Origin of the sequence: Microcystis sp. LEGE 00066 (assembly GCF_015207925.1) — a bacterium.
Classification (GTDB): Bacteria; Cyanobacteriota; Cyanobacteriia; order Cyanobacteriales; family Microcystaceae; genus Microcystis; species Microcystis ichthyoblabe_A.
Genome location: NZ_JADEVX010000009.1, coordinates 34,515 through 50,982 on the forward strand (window position 1 = coordinate 34,515; position 16,468 = coordinate 50,982).

General features: G+C 42.8%; 14 protein-coding genes. 5 read left to right on the forward strand and 9 right to left on the reverse strand.

All coding sequences use genetic code 11. From position 1 onward, the window contains the following. Nucleotides 1-3 precede the first annotated feature (3 nt). Complete coding sequence (locus IQ224_RS24840; RefSeq protein ID WP_194032490.1) at nt 4-4,260, forward strand: non-ribosomal peptide synthetase; 4,257 nt, start codon at nt 4-6, stop codon at nt 4,258-4,260. A 277-nt stretch (nt 4,261-4,537) separates the two neighbouring features. Beyond that, nucleotides 4,538-5,017: a hypothetical protein gene (locus IQ224_RS02580; RefSeq protein WP_002791698.1), complete on the forward strand. Its 480-nt coding sequence runs from the start codon at nt 4,538-4,540 to the stop codon at nt 5,015-5,017. A gap of 154 nt (nt 5,018-5,171) precedes the next feature. On the opposite strand, the gene IQ224_RS02585 is transcribed toward IQ224_RS02580, so the two are convergent. Beyond that, nucleotides 5,172-5,330: a microviridin/marinostatin family tricyclic proteinase inhibitor gene (locus tag IQ224_RS02585; RefSeq protein WP_002750786.1), complete on the reverse strand. Its 159-nt coding sequence runs from the start codon at nt 5,328-5,330 to the stop codon at nt 5,172-5,174. A gap of 185 nt (nt 5,331-5,515) precedes the next feature. Continuing rightward, nucleotides 5,516-5,842, reverse strand: a complete 327-nt coding sequence (locus tag IQ224_RS02590) for a CVNH domain-containing protein (RefSeq protein ID WP_036399836.1) — start codon at nt 5,840-5,842, stop codon at nt 5,516-5,518. A 562-nt stretch (nt 5,843-6,404) separates the two neighbouring features. Here IQ224_RS02590 and IQ224_RS02595 point away from each other — a divergent pair. Then, nucleotides 6,405-7,193 carry a class I SAM-dependent methyltransferase gene (locus IQ224_RS02595; protein ID WP_036399846.1) on the forward strand — a complete coding sequence of 263 codons (789 nt, stop codon included), beginning with the start codon at nt 6,405-6,407 and terminating at the stop codon, nt 7,191-7,193. A gap of 38 nt (nt 7,194-7,231) precedes the next feature. Beyond that, on the forward strand, nt 7,232-7,966 hold the full coding sequence (locus tag IQ224_RS02600) for an SDR family oxidoreductase (RefSeq protein ID WP_002741853.1): 735 nt from the start codon (nt 7,232-7,234) through the stop codon (nt 7,964-7,966). A gap of 476 nt (nt 7,967-8,442) precedes the next feature. Here the strand turns inward: IQ224_RS02600 and IQ224_RS02605 are convergent, their stop codons facing one another. Continuing rightward, nucleotides 8,443-9,225, reverse strand: coding sequence for an aldolase/citrate lyase family protein (locus IQ224_RS02605; protein ID WP_002741862.1), 783 nt, complete (start codon nt 9,223-9,225; stop codon nt 8,443-8,445). A gap of 220 nt (nt 9,226-9,445) precedes the next feature. Here IQ224_RS02605 and aspS point away from each other — a divergent pair, with 220 nt between their 5' ends. Further along, nucleotides 9,446-11,233 carry an aspartate--tRNA ligase gene (gene aspS / locus IQ224_RS02610; protein WP_194032491.1) on the forward strand — a complete coding sequence of 596 codons (1,788 nt, stop codon included), beginning with the start codon at nt 9,446-9,448 and terminating at the stop codon, nt 11,231-11,233. Between the two features lie 66 nt (nt 11,234-11,299). On the opposite strand, the gene IQ224_RS02615 is transcribed toward aspS, so the two are convergent. The 6 genes from IQ224_RS02615 to rpsO all read right to left on the reverse strand — a co-directional run bounded on the left by IQ224_RS02615 (nt 11,300) and on the right by rpsO (nt 16,263). Continuing rightward, nucleotides 11,300-12,658: an SUMF1/EgtB/PvdO family nonheme iron enzyme gene (locus IQ224_RS02615; RefSeq protein WP_194032492.1), complete on the reverse strand. Its 1,359-nt coding sequence runs from the start codon at nt 12,656-12,658 to the stop codon at nt 11,300-11,302. Nucleotides 12,659-12,980: 322 nt separating this feature from the next. Beyond that, complete coding sequence (locus tag IQ224_RS02620) at nt 12,981-13,664, reverse strand: Uma2 family endonuclease (protein ID WP_194032493.1); 684 nt, start codon at nt 13,662-13,664, stop codon at nt 12,981-12,983. Between the two features lie 7 nt (nt 13,665-13,671). Then, nucleotides 13,672-14,325, reverse strand: a complete 654-nt coding sequence (locus IQ224_RS02625; protein ID WP_002741882.1) for a Uma2 family endonuclease — start codon at nt 14,323-14,325, stop codon at nt 13,672-13,674. Between the two features lie 65 nt (nt 14,326-14,390). Further along, a complete protein-coding gene (gene aroF, locus IQ224_RS02630; protein ID WP_194032494.1) occupies nt 14,391-15,446 on the reverse strand; it encodes a 3-deoxy-7-phosphoheptulonate synthase in 1,056 nt (351 codons plus the stop codon). Nucleotides 15,447-15,504: 58 nt separating this feature from the next. After that, nucleotides 15,505-15,969 carry a PAM68 family protein gene (locus IQ224_RS02635; RefSeq protein ID WP_194032495.1) on the reverse strand — a complete coding sequence of 155 codons (465 nt, stop codon included), beginning with the start codon at nt 15,967-15,969 and terminating at the stop codon, nt 15,505-15,507. A 24-nt stretch (nt 15,970-15,993) separates the two neighbouring features. Then, nucleotides 15,994-16,263, reverse strand: a complete 270-nt coding sequence (rpsO, locus tag IQ224_RS02640; RefSeq protein WP_002741886.1) for a 30S ribosomal protein S15 — start codon at nt 16,261-16,263, stop codon at nt 15,994-15,996. Nucleotides 16,264-16,468: the final 205 nt, after the last annotated feature.

Here is a 16,468-nt window from a genome sequence, read left to right on the forward strand (position 1 = left end):
TAAGTGAAAGTAGGAGAATTTTTAGCCTATTTAAAGGGTTTAGACATTAAACTGTGGCTGGAAGGCGAAAAACTTCGTTTTCAGGCTCCCAAAGGGGTTATGACCACAGAAATCAAAGAAGAAATCGCCGCCAAAAAACCTGAAATTTTGGCCTTTTTAAAAGCGGCTAAAATCCCGACTAATGCTGTTGATTTAGAGATTATTCCCGTGTCACGGGATCAGGATTTACCCCTCTCTTTTGCTCAACAACGACTCTGGTTTCTACAGCAACTTTCTCCCGATAGTCATTCCTATAATCTGTTAGACGCTTTACGGTTAGAAGGAAACCTCAATCTGTTGGCTTTAGAACAAAGTCTCAGTGAACTAATTCGCCGTCACGAAATTTTAAGAACCACTTTTCCTATGGTGGAAGGGCAACCAATTCAGCGCATTGCTCCCCCTTCACCCGTCAGTTTACCCCTTCAAGATTTACAAAATTTATCAAAGAATGAACAAACAGAACATCTGCAAGAAATAGCGATTGCTTTCTCCTTAAAACCCTTTGATTTAGCCAAGGAATCCTTAGTCCAATTTAAGTTACTTAAACTGGGTTCTCAAGAGTATGTATTGCTGTTGAAGATGCACCATATTATTTACGATGGTTGGTCTTTGAGCATCTTCTTTGGTGAATTATCTCAACTTTATGCGGCCTTTGTCCGGGGGTTGCCTTCCCCTCTCCCTGAATTATCGATTCAATACGCCGATTTTGCTGTATGGCAACGTCAATGGCTCACCGGTAAAGTCTTGGACCGTCAACTTAATTACTGGCAAAAACAGTTACAAGATGCGCCTAATATTTTAGAATTGCCGACGGATTATCCCCGTCCTCCAATTCCTAGTTTCCGGGGTGATGGACAGGTTTTTCGACTGAATCAAGACTTAACCCAACGCCTCAAACGGTTGAGTCAAGAGTCAGGAGCAACGCTATTTATGACTTTACTGGCGGCCTTTTTTGTCCTAATTTCTCGTTATAGTGGTCAATTAGATGTTTTGGTGGGTTCTCCCATCGCTAATCGTAATAGTTCGGCAATTGAGAAATTGATGGGATTTTTTGCCAACACTTTAGCTTTAAGGGGTGATTTAGGGGGAAATCCCAGTTTTCTGGAGTTATTAGAACGAGTAAAGCAAACGACTTTATCAGCTTATGCTCATCAAGATTTGCCTTTTGAAATGTTAGTAGAAAAATTACAATTAAACCGAGATTTAAGTCATAATCCTTTGATACAGGTAATGTTCTCACTGCAAAATACTCCCCAATCTGAGGCTAGGTTATCTGGCTTAAAGATGGAGAATTTGCCTTTATCTGTGGAGCTTAAAGCGCGATTTGATTTAGAGGTTAATTTTTGGGAAGTTTCTGATCGTTTAGAAGCGGTTTGGTGTTATAGTACCGATTTGTTTGCCACTGGTACTATTAACCAAATGGGGCAACATTTTCAGAATCTCTTAACTGCGATTGCAGCTAATCCCAATATGGGAATTTTTGAGTTATCGATGTTAAGTGATGCAGAACGTAATCAATTGTTATCATCGTGGAACGAAACTCACACAGATTATCCCTCTGATAAATGTATTCATCAGTTATTTGAAGAACAGGTAGAACGCACCCCCGACGCAGTAGCAGTTGTATATTCAGAGCAACAATTAACCTACAATGAATTAAATAATCGAGCTAATCAATTAGCCCATTACCTGCAAAAATTAGGAGTAAAACCAGAGGAATTAGTGGGGATTTGTCTAGAACGTTCTTTAGACATGATTGTGGGGTTACTAGGAATCTTAAAAGCTGGTGGTGCTTATGTTCCGATTGACCCAGATTATCCCCAAGAACGCATTAGCTTTATGCTCCAAGATACTCAGGTTAAAATAATATTAACCTGCGAATCTTTACAGACTTTCCTGCCAAATCATCAGGCTATTGTTATCTGTTTAGATAAAGATTGGCAACAAATTAATCAGGCAAGTCAGGAGAATCTTAACAGCGCAGTTTCTGCGGATAATTTAGCCTACGTTATTTATACTTCTGGTTCTACAGGAATACCCAAAGGTGTTATCGTCACTCATCAAGCAGTTAATCGACTGGTATTAAATACCAATTACATCCAGTTTACTCCTGATGACCGCGTTGTGCAAGCGTCTAATATTGCTTTTGATGCCGCTACTTTTGAAATTTGGGGGGCTTTACTTAACGGTGCTAAGATTATTATTATCGCTAAATCAGTTCTGCTCTCACCCCAAGAATTGGCACTAAGCTTAAAGGAAAATCAGATTAGTGTCTTATTTTTAACCACAGCACTTTTTAATCAGTTAGCTAATTTAGTTCCCCAAGCTTTTAGTAACTTACGCTGCTTACTATTTGGGGGTGAAGCAGTTGAACCAAAATGGGTACAAGAGGTACTAGAAAAAGGTGCGCCACAACGGTTGCTTCATGTCTATGGGCCAACGGAAAATACAACGTTTTCTTCTTGGTATTTAGTGGAAAACGTAGCTTCTACAGTGACAACTATTCCCATTGGTAAAGCGATTGCTAATACCCAAATCTATTTGCTGGATAAAAATCTGCAACCTGTCCCGATTGGTGTAGTCGGAGAATTACATATTGCTGGTGCAGGATTAGCCAAAGGTTATCTCAACCGTCCCGAATTAACCCAAGAAAAATTTATCTCTAATCCTTTTGAGAAGGATGAAGTGATCCCCCCAACCCCCCTTAATAAGAGGGGCAATGAGCCGTCAAAATTATATAAAACGGGAGACTTAGCGCGTTATTTACCCGATGGTAATATTGAATATGTAGGACGGATTGATAATCAAGTAAAAATTCGCGGCTTCCGCATTGAATTGGGAGAAATTGAGGCTGTACTTAGTCAAAATCAGGCGGTACAGTCTTCATGTGTGATTGTTCGTGAAGACAATCCCGGAGAAAAACAGTTAGTTGCTTATATTGTGCCTAAGCTAGGAGTAAAGCTAACAAGTGGCGATTTGCGTCAATTTCTTAGCGATAAATTGCCTGGTTATATGGTTCCGGGTGCGTTTGTGCTGCTGGAGTTTTTCCCTTTAACAGCTAACGGAAAAATTGATCGCCGTGCGTTAAAAGCTCCCAGTAACACCAGTGATTCAGACAGATTTATTGAAGCGCGTAATCAGTTAGAATTAAACCTCGTGCAAATCTGGTCAAAAGTGCTAAAGATTGACAAAATTAGCGTGCAGGATAACTTTTTTGATCTCGGTGGCCATTCCCTTTTAGCTCCTTATTTAATCACCCAAATTAAAGAACAGTTAGGCAAAGAAATTGCCGTAACTACAATATTTCAAAACCCAACTATTGAACAGTTAGCGACCATTATCCAAACCGAGGCAGATTCCTCTAACCAGTCTTGTTTAGTTCCCATTCAACCCCAGGGTTCAAAGCCGCCTTTCTTCTGTGTTCCAGGCGCTGGAGGAAGACCATTTTATTTTTACCATTTAGGACGTTGTTTAGGAAAAAATCAACCTTTCTACAGTTTTGAAAATGATCTCTATCAACAGTTTGGAGAAATCAGTCGCATTGAGGATATAGCCAGTATTTATCTTCAAGCCATGCAGGATTTACAACCCCAAGGACCCTACTTTTTGGGGGGACATTCCTACGGTGGTAATGTGGCTTTTGAAATGGCTCAACAGTTGGTTAATCAGGGTCAACAAGTGGCATTACTAGCAATAATTGATTCTTCAGCACCAACTTATAAAGATAAGCAAATTTTGCTAGATTATATTGATTGGGATCATGCGCGGTGGTTAGCTGAAGTCAGCAAAGGTATCGAAGTTTATTTAGATAAAACCATCGATATTTCCTATGAAACTCTTCAACTCTTAACAGTGGAGGAACAATTAAAATACGCCTTAAACTTTTTTAAACTGGCTAATATGCTTCCTCCCAATGCGGAAACTAGGCAGCTTGAAAAAATTGTCCAAGCCTATAAAACTAGCTGTTTATGTCTGATTGATTATCTCCCTAAACAGACTTATCCTGGTAAAATTACGGTTATACGGGCCGGGGAGGAATTAGCTGATGATCCAAATAAAGATTTAATAGCTGGAGATTGCGAGGATTCCTCTTTAGGCTGGAGTGAATTTTCTACAGAGCCGGTTGAGATTCATTTCGTACTAGGAAATCATGTCTCGATTATGGTGGAACCCCATGTCCAGATTTTAGCCGAAGAGTTAAAAGTTTGCCTTGAGATTTGATACCAAACCCGTTTTTAAGACTATGGTTAACTGCCAATTCAAATTGAAAAACTCAGTTATCAATTGTTTCTCCCCAATCTCCTGTATCTTTTAAACAGAATTTAATCTAAGAATTGACGATTTTCTACAAGTTGTGTGAACGGTAAGACTAATGTAGAATGCTGCAAGGCATCTGATTGCTAGACAGCCGCTTTGTATTCTTTTGCCTTACGATGGATTTTATATGACTGAAATCCCGACCAACCAATCCAACTTAGTGATTTTAGGAGTCTCATCAATGACGGAAACTACTGAAACGGCCATTCCCAATGATTTTCTCGGAATTAATCCCACAGAAATCAACAAAAAACTTGTCTCCTGGGGAATTTCTCTGGATGAAGTTGTTCAAAAACTTGCATCTCTGGGACTCCCCGGCACTATTTTCATTATTGCTGTTGCCGCATCCGGTGGTACTGCCTATCCTGCGATTTACGCACTTTTTGGGTTAGGCGGTCCGCTGGGACTAATTGGTGGACTTGGGGTCTTAGGCATCTCTACCATTATTGGTGACATTGTTACGGGTTATGGCATTGAGGCACTGCTTAAAACGGTCTATCTCAAACGTCGTGAAACAGAAACTCAAGAATATCTCATCAATGAGGTGGAAGGTTTGCCAATTTCTCAAGTTCTAAAACTTAACCTGAAAAAGGCTATTGAAGTAGAAATTGCTGCCGAAGAACCTGTTGCTCCCAAAGAAGTAGAAATTGCTGAAGAGTAGTTGTAACTTAACTAAGCACTGCTGCCCTCACCGGCCAATTGACTTGTTTAGCAAACCCTAAATACAACAAAAAACCGCCATAAATCTTACTCCTGCTTGACTTATGGCGGTGGTTGTTTTCTGTGTGAATTACTGAAAGCAATCTTGAAATTAATTAACTATCTTCCCAGTCAGAAGGCCATTTCCAAGTCCAAACGGGAGCGGGTTCAGAATCAGGGGGGGAATCGGGAGTCGGAGCCTCGTCTTGGTCCGCAGATAAAAAACGAGCAAAGAAGGGGATTGCTTTACTTTGTTCGCTATTAGGATAATTCATGGTCATTCCTAGTTTTGAGTGGCAGCTTTTTCAAGATAGCTGCGATTACCCTGTGATAGTAACATATATTGCCGTCTTACTCAAGTCAAATACTTGGTGAACTACCTACACTTCTCTTGCGGGTAAGTGTAGGTTTCCTCCCCAACAGATAGCGGAATCGTGGATTTCTTGCGTTCTCCCCTACCCTATCCAATTTCCAGTTGGCTGTCGTTATTATCGATCTGACTGTCTAACAGTATTTGGGTAGATTTCCATTCCCCATCCATTGTTTGACAAGTACACACCAACCATACGGATTGCTCTCCATCCCCGAACTCAAGGTGACAATCTTGGCAGGTTTCTTGGAAGTTTTGATCCCCGAACTGCAATTCCCCATCTATATTACCGATATGGTCACTAAGCCTCAGTTCGGTAGGGAGCCATTCTCCATCGCGAGCTTGGCACTCAGCACTCAGGATTGTGCTGTCAGGGTCGTAGTTGATACTGCTACAAGTGTGCGAAAAATTAGGCATGACAACTCTGCGTTTTAAAAAACAGTATGATTCAGCATAGTGCCTTAACAGCCGACATTCCGCACCGCTTCATATACTTTTATATATTTTTACATTCCCCAAGATTTTTTGACGAAAAACCTTGATTGTAGAAACTACTATTAAGAACATTTTCAAGAATTGATTTTTTCTGAGAAAAAAATTTGCAATTCTTCACCTGGATAAAAATCCATGATTGTAGCTATAATCTTTACTGGCAAAGGATTGTGGCTCTTCGTTACTTGTTATGGTTCGATAGGGGGGCATAAATCAACAAAATCTTTATCTGGTAAGGGATTTAATTGATTAGTTCGCTTTAGATAAAAAACAATTGACAAAAATCGCCCAATGTCTTTCTCTATAAGGGTTCCATCCCTTATAACTCCCGTCTATTGCATAAGACAAACCGAAGAACCAGGATTGTAAGCAATATATTAGTAAAAATTATCAATTGAATGTTAAGAAGTGCGGAAAGTGGGTTCTACTAAGCCCAATCGTGTTAAACTAATGTAGTTTTTGCCGAAAGAGTTAAGTGAGTTTAACAATGGATAAAAATGAATGGATTAGTAAATTCGATGATTTAATTTGTAGTCCTTCGATTCGAGAGTTTTATGGTGAAAGAGAGTTTTTTAATGTCGGTTATTGGCTCTCCCATACCCAAGATCAACAGGAAGCATCCTCTACTCTGATGGAGAAACTTTTAGAATTTATTCCCAACAAACAGGGAACAATTCTTGACGTTGGCTGTGGTTTGGGAGCAACTACCCATTATCTTCTCAAATATTATCCATTGACAGCAATTGTGGGGATTAACATTTCTCCGACACAAATTGCCAGAAGTCTCTTGAATTTTCCCGAGGGTAAATTTCTGTTAATGGACGCGGTAGAGATGGATTTTGCTGATCATTCTTTTGAGCAAATTATTTGTGTAGAAGCGGCTTTTTATTTTAATACTAGACAGCAATTCTTGCAAGAAGCTTGGCGAGTATTAAAGCCGGGGGGAACCTTAATTCTCTCAGATCTGAGTTTTGCCACAACGGAACTTTTAGGGGATTGGACAGTTCCCCAAGCAAACACGGTCAAAGATAGGGCAGAGTATCAAAATCTTTATCAACAGGCAGGGTTTAAAGATGTTAAATTTGTCGAGGTGACGGAGGAGTGCTGGTTCAGACATTTTCGCCATCTTAAGTCTTGGTTAACCGAGGAATTGCAATCAGGAAAATTAGACGAAGAAACCTATAATTTAAACATTAAGCCTCTGGATAATTTGCTAAGTTCCTCAGCCATAACTTATTGGTTAGTTGCTGGCCAAAAGCCAGTTAATATACTGTAATAGTTGTCAGGTTTTCTTTAATTTTTGGAGACAAAAAAATGTTTGATTCCTTATCGGGTAAAAAAGTCGTTATTATTGGTGCAAGCTCCGGGATTGACCTAGCGATTGCCGAAAAATTGCTCTCCCTGGGGGCAAAAGTGGTGCTTTCCCATGCTTCTCAAGAGAAATTAGCTGCCGCTGTTGCCCTAATTTCCGGGGAGATTGAAGCCAAAACTGTTAATTTTTTAGAAGAAGATTCTGTTAATGCCTTTTTTGCAGAAATTGGCAACTTTGACCATTTAGTAGTAACCTCTCTCGGAGACAGAAATATGCCGCGAGCTTTATTAACTGAAATGACCACAGAAACGGCCCGGGGAGGTATGGAGAAATTCTGGGCAACCTTTTTAGCAGTGCGTGGCTCCCTGAAAACTTTGGCCAAGGACGGTTCTATTACCCTGACATCCAGCGTTACTATCTTCAAATATTCCAAAATGGGCGGAATTTCCGTCATAGCCGCCGCTAATAGTGCCGTAGCCGTATTTGGACGCGCCCTCGCCCTAGAAATCGCTCCTATTCGCGTTAACGTTGTTGCCCCCGGATTAATAGAAGATACAAGTATCTGGAGCAGTCAAGGTGATTCAGAACGCTCGGACTTGAGCAAATGGGCGGTTTCTGCCCTACCTGTCGAACATTTAGGGCAACCCGAAGAAGTCGCCCTAGCAGTATTGAGTTTGATTATCAACCCCTATATGACAGGTGTGGTTTTACCTGTGGACGGTGGAGTTACTCTTTAAAAGAAATGGTGAAAAAAGACCGAGAAATCCTCGAGAACAAAAAATCTGGTGTCAGAGCAGAAAAGCGAAAATAACAAAGTGAGCAGAAAAATGCAGGAAAATTAATAAGTACCCTATCCCTTATAGGGATCTTTCTTAACAATTTTGTCACTAAGCAATCCAAGCCTGATCCTGACTTGATTTCAGTTTTTTCTTTGTCAGTAAGGGTGTCAACCAGGAATATTATAGATTGTTAATCGAGTTTTGAAAGCCCTGTGCTACAAAGGGTTAAAATGTTGGCTCTTCTAGTTTCTGTGTGGAAACGAGGTCTATACTGATAGTTTCTTCGGCAAAACAGCCATAAAAGTCTTGCCCGATAAGCATTTCACAATTCCATAAGCAAAAATTATTACACAAAGTCGAGAAGAGCCAATGAATCCACATCCGTATAACTTTGCTGCCTAGGTTTTGAGCGGTCGATCGAAGGATCAATATCTTTAACCAAAAAGTAAATTATGGAGGATTTCTAAACGCCGGTCATCTTCACGAACAATAGCACCATAATAATTTTTTTTATTCTCTAGCCAGAGTAATTCAAACTCGATCGCTTTTGGCAAAGCTAAACTGAAATTATCCAAAGCTTGGGGACAATCAAAGATAACTTTGCGCGTCTCGAATCGGTCAAAATGTCCTTGGCAGAACATTTTGAAAAACGGTAAAGAATCTAGTGACACTCCACCCCCAATGGCAACAGTCAAACCGGCAGCCTTAGCTTTTTTTGCCAAAGGTAAAGCCAGATCGAAAACTTGCTCGCTATTCACATCCCGGCGAGTTAATCCCAAAGAACAGGCTAAATCCATCCGTCCGATGACGATACCATGAAGAGATTTTATCTCTGGAATCGCCAACATTTCCTGAAAATTCTCACAGGCAGTAATCGTTTCAATATTAACTAATAACTCCACATCTTCCACCCCTTGATCAGCTAAAACCCTCCTAGCTCCCCGCAGATATTTTTGTAAAGCGTAGGCTGTTTCTACCATGGGAGCAATTAAGCGATCGACTCCTAAATTAACCGCATCAAATATATCTCTGATCGCTTCGCAACCAGCGATTTTCAGATTAAAATCCACCCCCGCTTGCAGACTAATTTCTTTCAACCGCATCGCTTCCGTCAGTCGGGTTCCTTCCGTCTCGAATTCCGCTTTTACCCCTGAAACATGGTGATCTTCCCTGAGTTCTCTTAACAGTTCCACCATTTTTTTTTCTAAGGAATTCATGATTTTAATCGTTCACAATCGGTAACTGCTAGAGGATCCTTGTTAATTATAGCCGATCCGCGAAAAGCCGATAGCTGAGGACTAAGAGACCATAAAAATACCCTAAACAAGGGGACAAGAGCGACAAAATACTGGCATAATGAGCAAGGCCGTCTGATTTTTTTCTGGCCCCATCCTTTCTATACTACATTCGTAATATAAGTAATTCTCTAGTTAGACTATGCGAACTCACTACTGTGGCGACCTTAGCGCGATCGAAATTGAAAAAAGTGTCACCCTCTTCGGTTGGGTCGATCGCCGTCGCGATCACGGTGGCGTTATTTTTATTGATCTGCGGGATCGCAGTGGTATTGTCCAGATCGTCAGCGATCCCCAACGAACCCCCGCTTCCTACCCGATCGCTGAAACCGTGAGAAACGAGTATGTCCTCAAGGTGACGGGAACAGTCAGTCAACGGCCTCCCGAATCCCTTAACCCGCGCATTGCCACCGGAGAAATCGAAATTTACGCCACTAGCATCGAGATTCTCAACGGGGTTACTAAACAACTGCCTTTTGTCGTCTCTAGTTCCGAAAGCGAATCGGTACGGGAAGATGTGCGCTTGCGATACCGCTATCTAGACCTACGCCGGGAGCGTATGAGTCAGAATTTACAACTACGTCACCAAGTTGTCAAGGAAATGCGCCGTTTTCTCGAAGATGAACAGCATTTTATCGAAGTGGAAACGCCAATTTTAACTCGATCGACCCCCGAAGGAGCGCGGGATTATCTGGTTCCTTCCCGTGTCAACCCCGGCCAATGGTACGCTTTACCCCAATCACCGCAACTATTTAAGCAATTATTAATGGTGTCGGGAATGGATCGCTACTATCAAATCGCTCGCTGTTTCCGGGATGAAGATCTGCGCGCTGATCGTCAACCGGAATTTACTCAGTTAGACATGGAGATGAGTTTTCTCTCCTTAAGCGAGATTTTAGCCCTCAATGAGGCTTTAATCGCTCATATCTTCAAAAAAGTCAAAAATATCGATATAAGCCTGCCCCTGCCCCGTTTAACCTATGCTGAGGCTATGGATCGCTATGGGGTCGATCGCCCCGATACTCGTTTTGGATTGGAATTGGTCAATGTGGCGGAGATTTTTGCCGATTCGGGATTTAAGGTGTTTTCAGGTGCGATCGCTAGTGGGGGGACGGTGAAAGTTTTACCGATTCCCAACGGTAACGAGGCGATTTCTAACGTCAGAATCAAGCCGGGTGGGGATTTATTCAAAGAAGCCACCGACGCGGGGGCGAAGGGAATCGCCTACATCCGCGTGCGCGAGGACTACGATTTTGATACCATCGGTGCGATTAAAGATAACCTGACAGAGGCACAAAAACAGGCTTTAATCGAGAAGACTGGCGCAAAACCGGGGCATCTGCTTTTATTTGGGGCAGGAGATACCGATACAGTCAATAAATCCCTATCCCGCCTACGCTTAGTTTTAGGGGAACAATTGGGATTAATTGATCCGGAGAAAATCAACCTCCTCTGGGTGACGGATTTCCCGATGTTTGAATACAACGCCGAGGAAAAACGCCTAGAAGCATTGCATCACCCTTTTACTGCCCCTAATCCCGAAGATTTAGACGATCTAGCCCACGCTCGCGCCCTAGCCTACGATATGATTCTTAATGGTATTGAAATCGGTGGCGGCAGTTTGCGGATCTATCAACGGGAAGTACAGGAAAAAGTCTTCGCTACCATCGGTCTATCCCCAGAGGAAGCCTATAATAAATTCGGCTTTTTGTTAGAAGCTTTTGAATACGGAACCCCTCCCCACGGTGGCATCGCCTACGGTTTAGATCGCTTGGTGATGTTGTTAGCAGGAGAAGAATCGATTCGCGATGTGATTGCTTTCCCGAAAACCCAGCAAGCTAGTTGTTTACTCACTTCTGCACCTTCAACAGTGGCAGCCAAGCAATTAAAGGAATTATCCGTTGCTTCTACCTACAAACCGCCATCCTAAGATTAGGGTGGGCATTGCCCACCTAATTTTTAAAAGTCTGTTGACACTAAGTTAAATTCTTTTCTGCTACAAAGTCCTCCCAGCACCGCACACCACCCGAAAACCGTAATTGTTGATGCGGTTGACGCGGCGGAAGTAGTAGTCGTAGCGAATCGCGGAACGGCAGTAAGTAGGATTGTAGCCCCAGGAACCGCCCCGCAGAGGAGAACGATTATCATTACCATTTTCTATCCAGACACTGCCATCCGTCGGCGCACCGTCATAGTTATCGTGCCAAGTATCGGCGCACCACTCCCGGACATTGCCGTGCATATCGTACAGTCCAAAGGCGTTTGGGGGAAATTGTCCCACGCGAGTTGTTTCGTTTCGATATTCTCCGTTCGGTTCATCGGCGTAGGTATTACTGGCATTGTAGTTAGCCAATTCCCCCGTAATGGTTTCCCCAAAGTAAAACGGGGTGGTGGTTCCAGCACGACAAGCGTATTCCCATTCCGCTTCACTCGGTAGTCGGTATTCCCGAACCGTTAGTTTTGATAATCTCGCACAGAACTCGATCGCATCGTACCAGTTGACTTGTTCCACGGGACGGCGATCGCTATCGGGACGGTCTTTAAAATAGGCTGGCTTGAAATCAAGGTCTTGTTTAACTTTTAAATCCGTGCGAGAGGCGATCGCTTTCCACTGGGCCTGGGTGATGGGGTATTTACCCATAAAGAAGGGTGGGACAGTTACTTCATGTTGTGGTCTTTCCCTTCTAAATCCTTCCCAATTAAATTTTTTAACCAGTCTTTCGATTTCCTCATCTTCTGTTCCCATCAGGAAAGTTCCCCCCGGAATGGCGACCATTTCTAAGGTGATGCCTTTGCCCAGATCTTGCCTGAAATATTGGGACTGTTTCGACTCTTTTCTAATTTGCTCACCCTTCGCATTTACTCCCACCACCTCAAAGTTAAATACTGATAACAGTTGTTTTGGCTCTTCCGGTTCAAGCTTGAATTGATAGGTAATTGCTCTTTCTAGTTGCTCAAATCCGTCTTCTTCCCAATAATCAAGCCAGTGGAGGTCTCGCAGATTCAAGCCAACTTCTGCAAGTCGCAGATCAGGAATTTCGCATTCTTCTAACCTCATGGGAATAAAAAAAATTGTCCCCAGTAGCATCTGTCCCAAGGTATCAAGTGCAATCCTCAACTCCCGTTGGATGTATCCCTGCTTATTAGCTGATTTCGCTGACAGACAGGCCAGAAAAATCTGACTAGCTTTAATCGCTTTCGGAATTTCATCTCGCCAAATTTGCCCCGGAATCAGGTCTTTTTTATCCAACCAAGGTTTATATCCCGCTTGCTTAAGGCGCTCATGCAGTGCCAAAACTGCTGGTTTGTCCTCACTAGCGTGAGCTAGGAAAATTTGAATCTCTGACTTTTTCATAACTTTTTCTTATGACCACAAGTAGGGGAGAGCCAGATTAACTGGCAGAAAATCTCTAAATAAACCATTTAATTGATTATTACTCATTCTTAATTCTCCTGTCTCCTGACGACCGGATCCTAACCCCACCAAAAAACTTTTTCAGCAAACCCTAGTTAATTATTTTGGCTCTTCGGTTTGTGTTATGCAATGAACGGGGGTTATAAGGGATGGAACCCTTATATAGAAAGGCATTTAGCGATTTTTGTCAATTATTTTCGTCTAGAGCGAACTAATCAATTAAATCCCTTGCCAGATAAGGATTTAGTCGATTTATGCCCCCCTATCGAACCATACCAAGTAACGAAGAGCCATTATTTTTAGCTAGTTGACTAACAACCCATGCTCTTAAATTCTTTTCTGCCCTCACTTCATCCTCTTTAGCAGTGGCTAAAAATTCATAGAGTTTAATTTTCGGAACTAGGGGAAAAGTCGCACTAAATTCTTCTTCCTGATAAACCCCCTTTTCTAACCGATAAATGCGCCAGATTTGTCCATTAAAACGCCATAATTCCGGCACTCCCAAACGGGCATAAAGTGCTAATTTATTAATATCCGTGTGGGTAATATCCACTTCCACCACTAAATCTGGGGGCGGATCTTCAGTTAAATTAATCCTTTTTCCTAGCACTTTAGCTTGATTTTGAATATAGTAAGCATTATCCGGTTCTGCTCCTCGTTCTAAATCTTCCCTAGCTAGAGTTGTGGAACCCAGACTTTTAATTTTTAAACCCAATTCTACCACCAAAATCCGAATAAATAATCCGATTAATTCTCGGTAAAACTCGTGTTCTTCTAGGGGCATAGTAATCTCTAAAGTACCACGATCATAAAATAAATGGGCGCGATTATTTTCCCCTAGGGCTTGTAAAATTTGCTGATAGGATAACCAACTGAGATGATTAAAAACTACCCGTTTTTCGCCCCTAATTTGCTCAGTATTTAACTCTAGAGGAACTGTCACCATAATTACCTCAACTCTCAGCTAGTTGACTAACAACCCATGCTCTTAAATTCTTTTCTGCCCTCACTTCATCCTCTTTAGCAGTGGCTAAAAATTCATAGAGTTTAGTTTTCGGAACTAGGGGAAAAGTCGCACTAAATTCTTCTTCCTGATAAACCCCATTTTCTAACCGATAAATGCGCCAGATTTGTCCATTAAAACGCCATAATTCTGGCACTCCCAAACGGGCATAAAGTGCTAATTTATTAATATCCGTGTGGGTTATATCCAATTCCACCACTAAATCCGGGGGCGGATCTTCAGTTAAATTAATCCTTTTTCCTAGCACTTTAGCTTGATTTTGAATATAGTAAGCATTATCCGGTTCTGCCCCTCGTTCTAAATCTTCCCTAGCTAGAGTTGTGGAACCCATACTTTTAATTTTTAAACCCAATTCGGACACCAAAAAATAGATAAAACGTCCGATTAATTCTCGGTAAAACTCGTGTTCTTCTAGGGGCATAGTAATCTCTAACGTGCCACGATCATAAAATAAATGGGCGCGATTATTTTCGCCTATTGCCTGTAAAATTTGCTGATAGGATAACCAACTGAGATGATTAAAAACTACCCGTTTTTCGCCCCTAATTTGCTCAGTATTTAACTCTAGAGGAATCGTCACCATAACTGCCCCGAAAAGCGAAATTTATGCCCAAAAAAGGGGGTTGATTCACCCCCTGATCATCTTAATTAAACCAGTGCCGGAACCTGGGGCCAACGCCCAATCGTATTACCAATGACCGCTAACTCCCGCGTTAACTGGTCGAACCGGTCGGGAGTCAAGGATTGCGGCCCATCGGATAGGGCCTTGGCTGGGTTAGGATGCACCTCGATCATCAAGGAATCGGCCCCAGCTGCCAGGGAAGCCATGGCCATGGTCGGTACATATTCCCATTTACCCGTACCGTGGCTAGGATCGATCATGATCGGCAGGTGAGTTAAAGTTCTTAAAACGGGAATACAGGATAAATCTAGGGTATTGCGAGTATATTTACTGTCAAAGGTGCGGATACCGCGTTCGCAGAGAATAACATTGCTATTTCCTGCCGCGAGGATATATTCTGCCGCCATCAACCAATCTTCAATAGTGGCCGCCATGCCGCGCTTGAGTAGGACCGGTTTCGGTTGCGCCCCAACTTTTTTCAAGAGGGAAAAATTCTGCATATTGCGGGCTCCCACTTGCACCACATCGGCTATTTCGACAATCTTATCGAGATCCGCCGCGTCCATTACTTCCGTGATAATACCCAAACCACTGGCATCTCTAGCCGCCGCTAGTAATTCTAAAGCGCTTTCCCCGTGACCTTGGAAAGCATAGGGAGAAGTGCGGGGTTTGTAGGCACCCCCCCGGAGGAATTGCGCTCCGGCTGCCGCCACTCGTTTGGCAGTTTCCACGATCATGGCCTCATTTTCCACCGAACAGGGGCCGGCGACAATGCTAACGGGATGATTTCTGCCGATGGGGATAACACCGTTAGGAGTGGGGACTAAAACCTCGCTGTATTCCCCGTGACGGTATTCTAAACAGGCGCGTTTGAAGGGTTGTTCGACTCGTAGGACGGTTTCGATCCAAGGGCTTAATTCTTGGATTTGTAGGGGGTCTAATTCCCTGGTTTCTCCGACTAAACCGATGACAACTTTATGCTTACCGACGATTTTCTCGGGACTTAATCCCCATGCCTCGAATTCGGCACCGATGCGCTCGATTTCAATTTCCGGGGAACCAACTTTCATGACAACAATCATGGCATTAACCTTTTATTGTTTCCTTTAATCTCTATTGTTGACGATTTCTAGAGGTTATCTATTTTTCTTCCACTTCTTTTTTGCCGGACCGCCAAGCGGCGATCGTTTTACCAAAATTAGCTTGAAATTCTTGCCATCCTAGCCAATCCCCCACCCGATCCTCATCCCAAGAAGCGGAGAAGATGCCATAACTCAGACCGATAAAACCTAGACCAAACAGGCTTAAACTGACGAGCATGGCGACGTAGGAAGGGATTTCGAGAAGATTGTGGCTAATAATCCAGTAGAAGCCAAAAAAGGAAGTTATCCCCAATACTGTCGGAATGCCACAAAATACCGCCATCCGTTTGGCCATCCGTTGACTGACCGCTTGCGGAATTGCCTTTAAGCTGGTTTCCTCGGAGCGATTCTTTATCGGCGGTGGCACGGGACTAGGGGCAATTTTCGGGGTTTTTCGCTTATTTTGGCGCGGCTCAAAGGGAAGACGCTCTTTTTTCTCCGTCGATTTCGATTCAGAGTCCATGGTAGGGATGCAAGGGGGGTAAGCTTAACGGCGAATTCCGAGACGACCGATCAGGGTTTGATAACGTTGTTGATCTTTCTTCTGAATATAGGTTAACAGTCCCCGACGACGACCGATCATCTGGAGTAATCCCCGGCGGGAAGCGTGGTCTTTTGGGTTAGCTTTCAGGTGTTCGGTCAGTTGGTTGATTCTCTCGGTTAAGAAAGCTACCTGTAACTCCGATGATCCTGTATCGGTTTCGTGGGACTGATATTGGCTGATTAGTTCTTGTTTTTTGGTCTGGGTTAAGGCCATAGGACTCGTGATCTCTGCTTAAATACTGCAATCTATTATAGTATCACGTTTCTGGTCGATCCGTAAACATTGTTCGGGTGATAGGGTTTTGGGGTGATAGGGTTTTGGGGTGATAGGGTTTTGGGGTGATAGGGTGAGATGAGACAGCTTCCCCACTTCCCCATCTACCCCACTTCATAATCCATAATTCCAACACCCCACACCC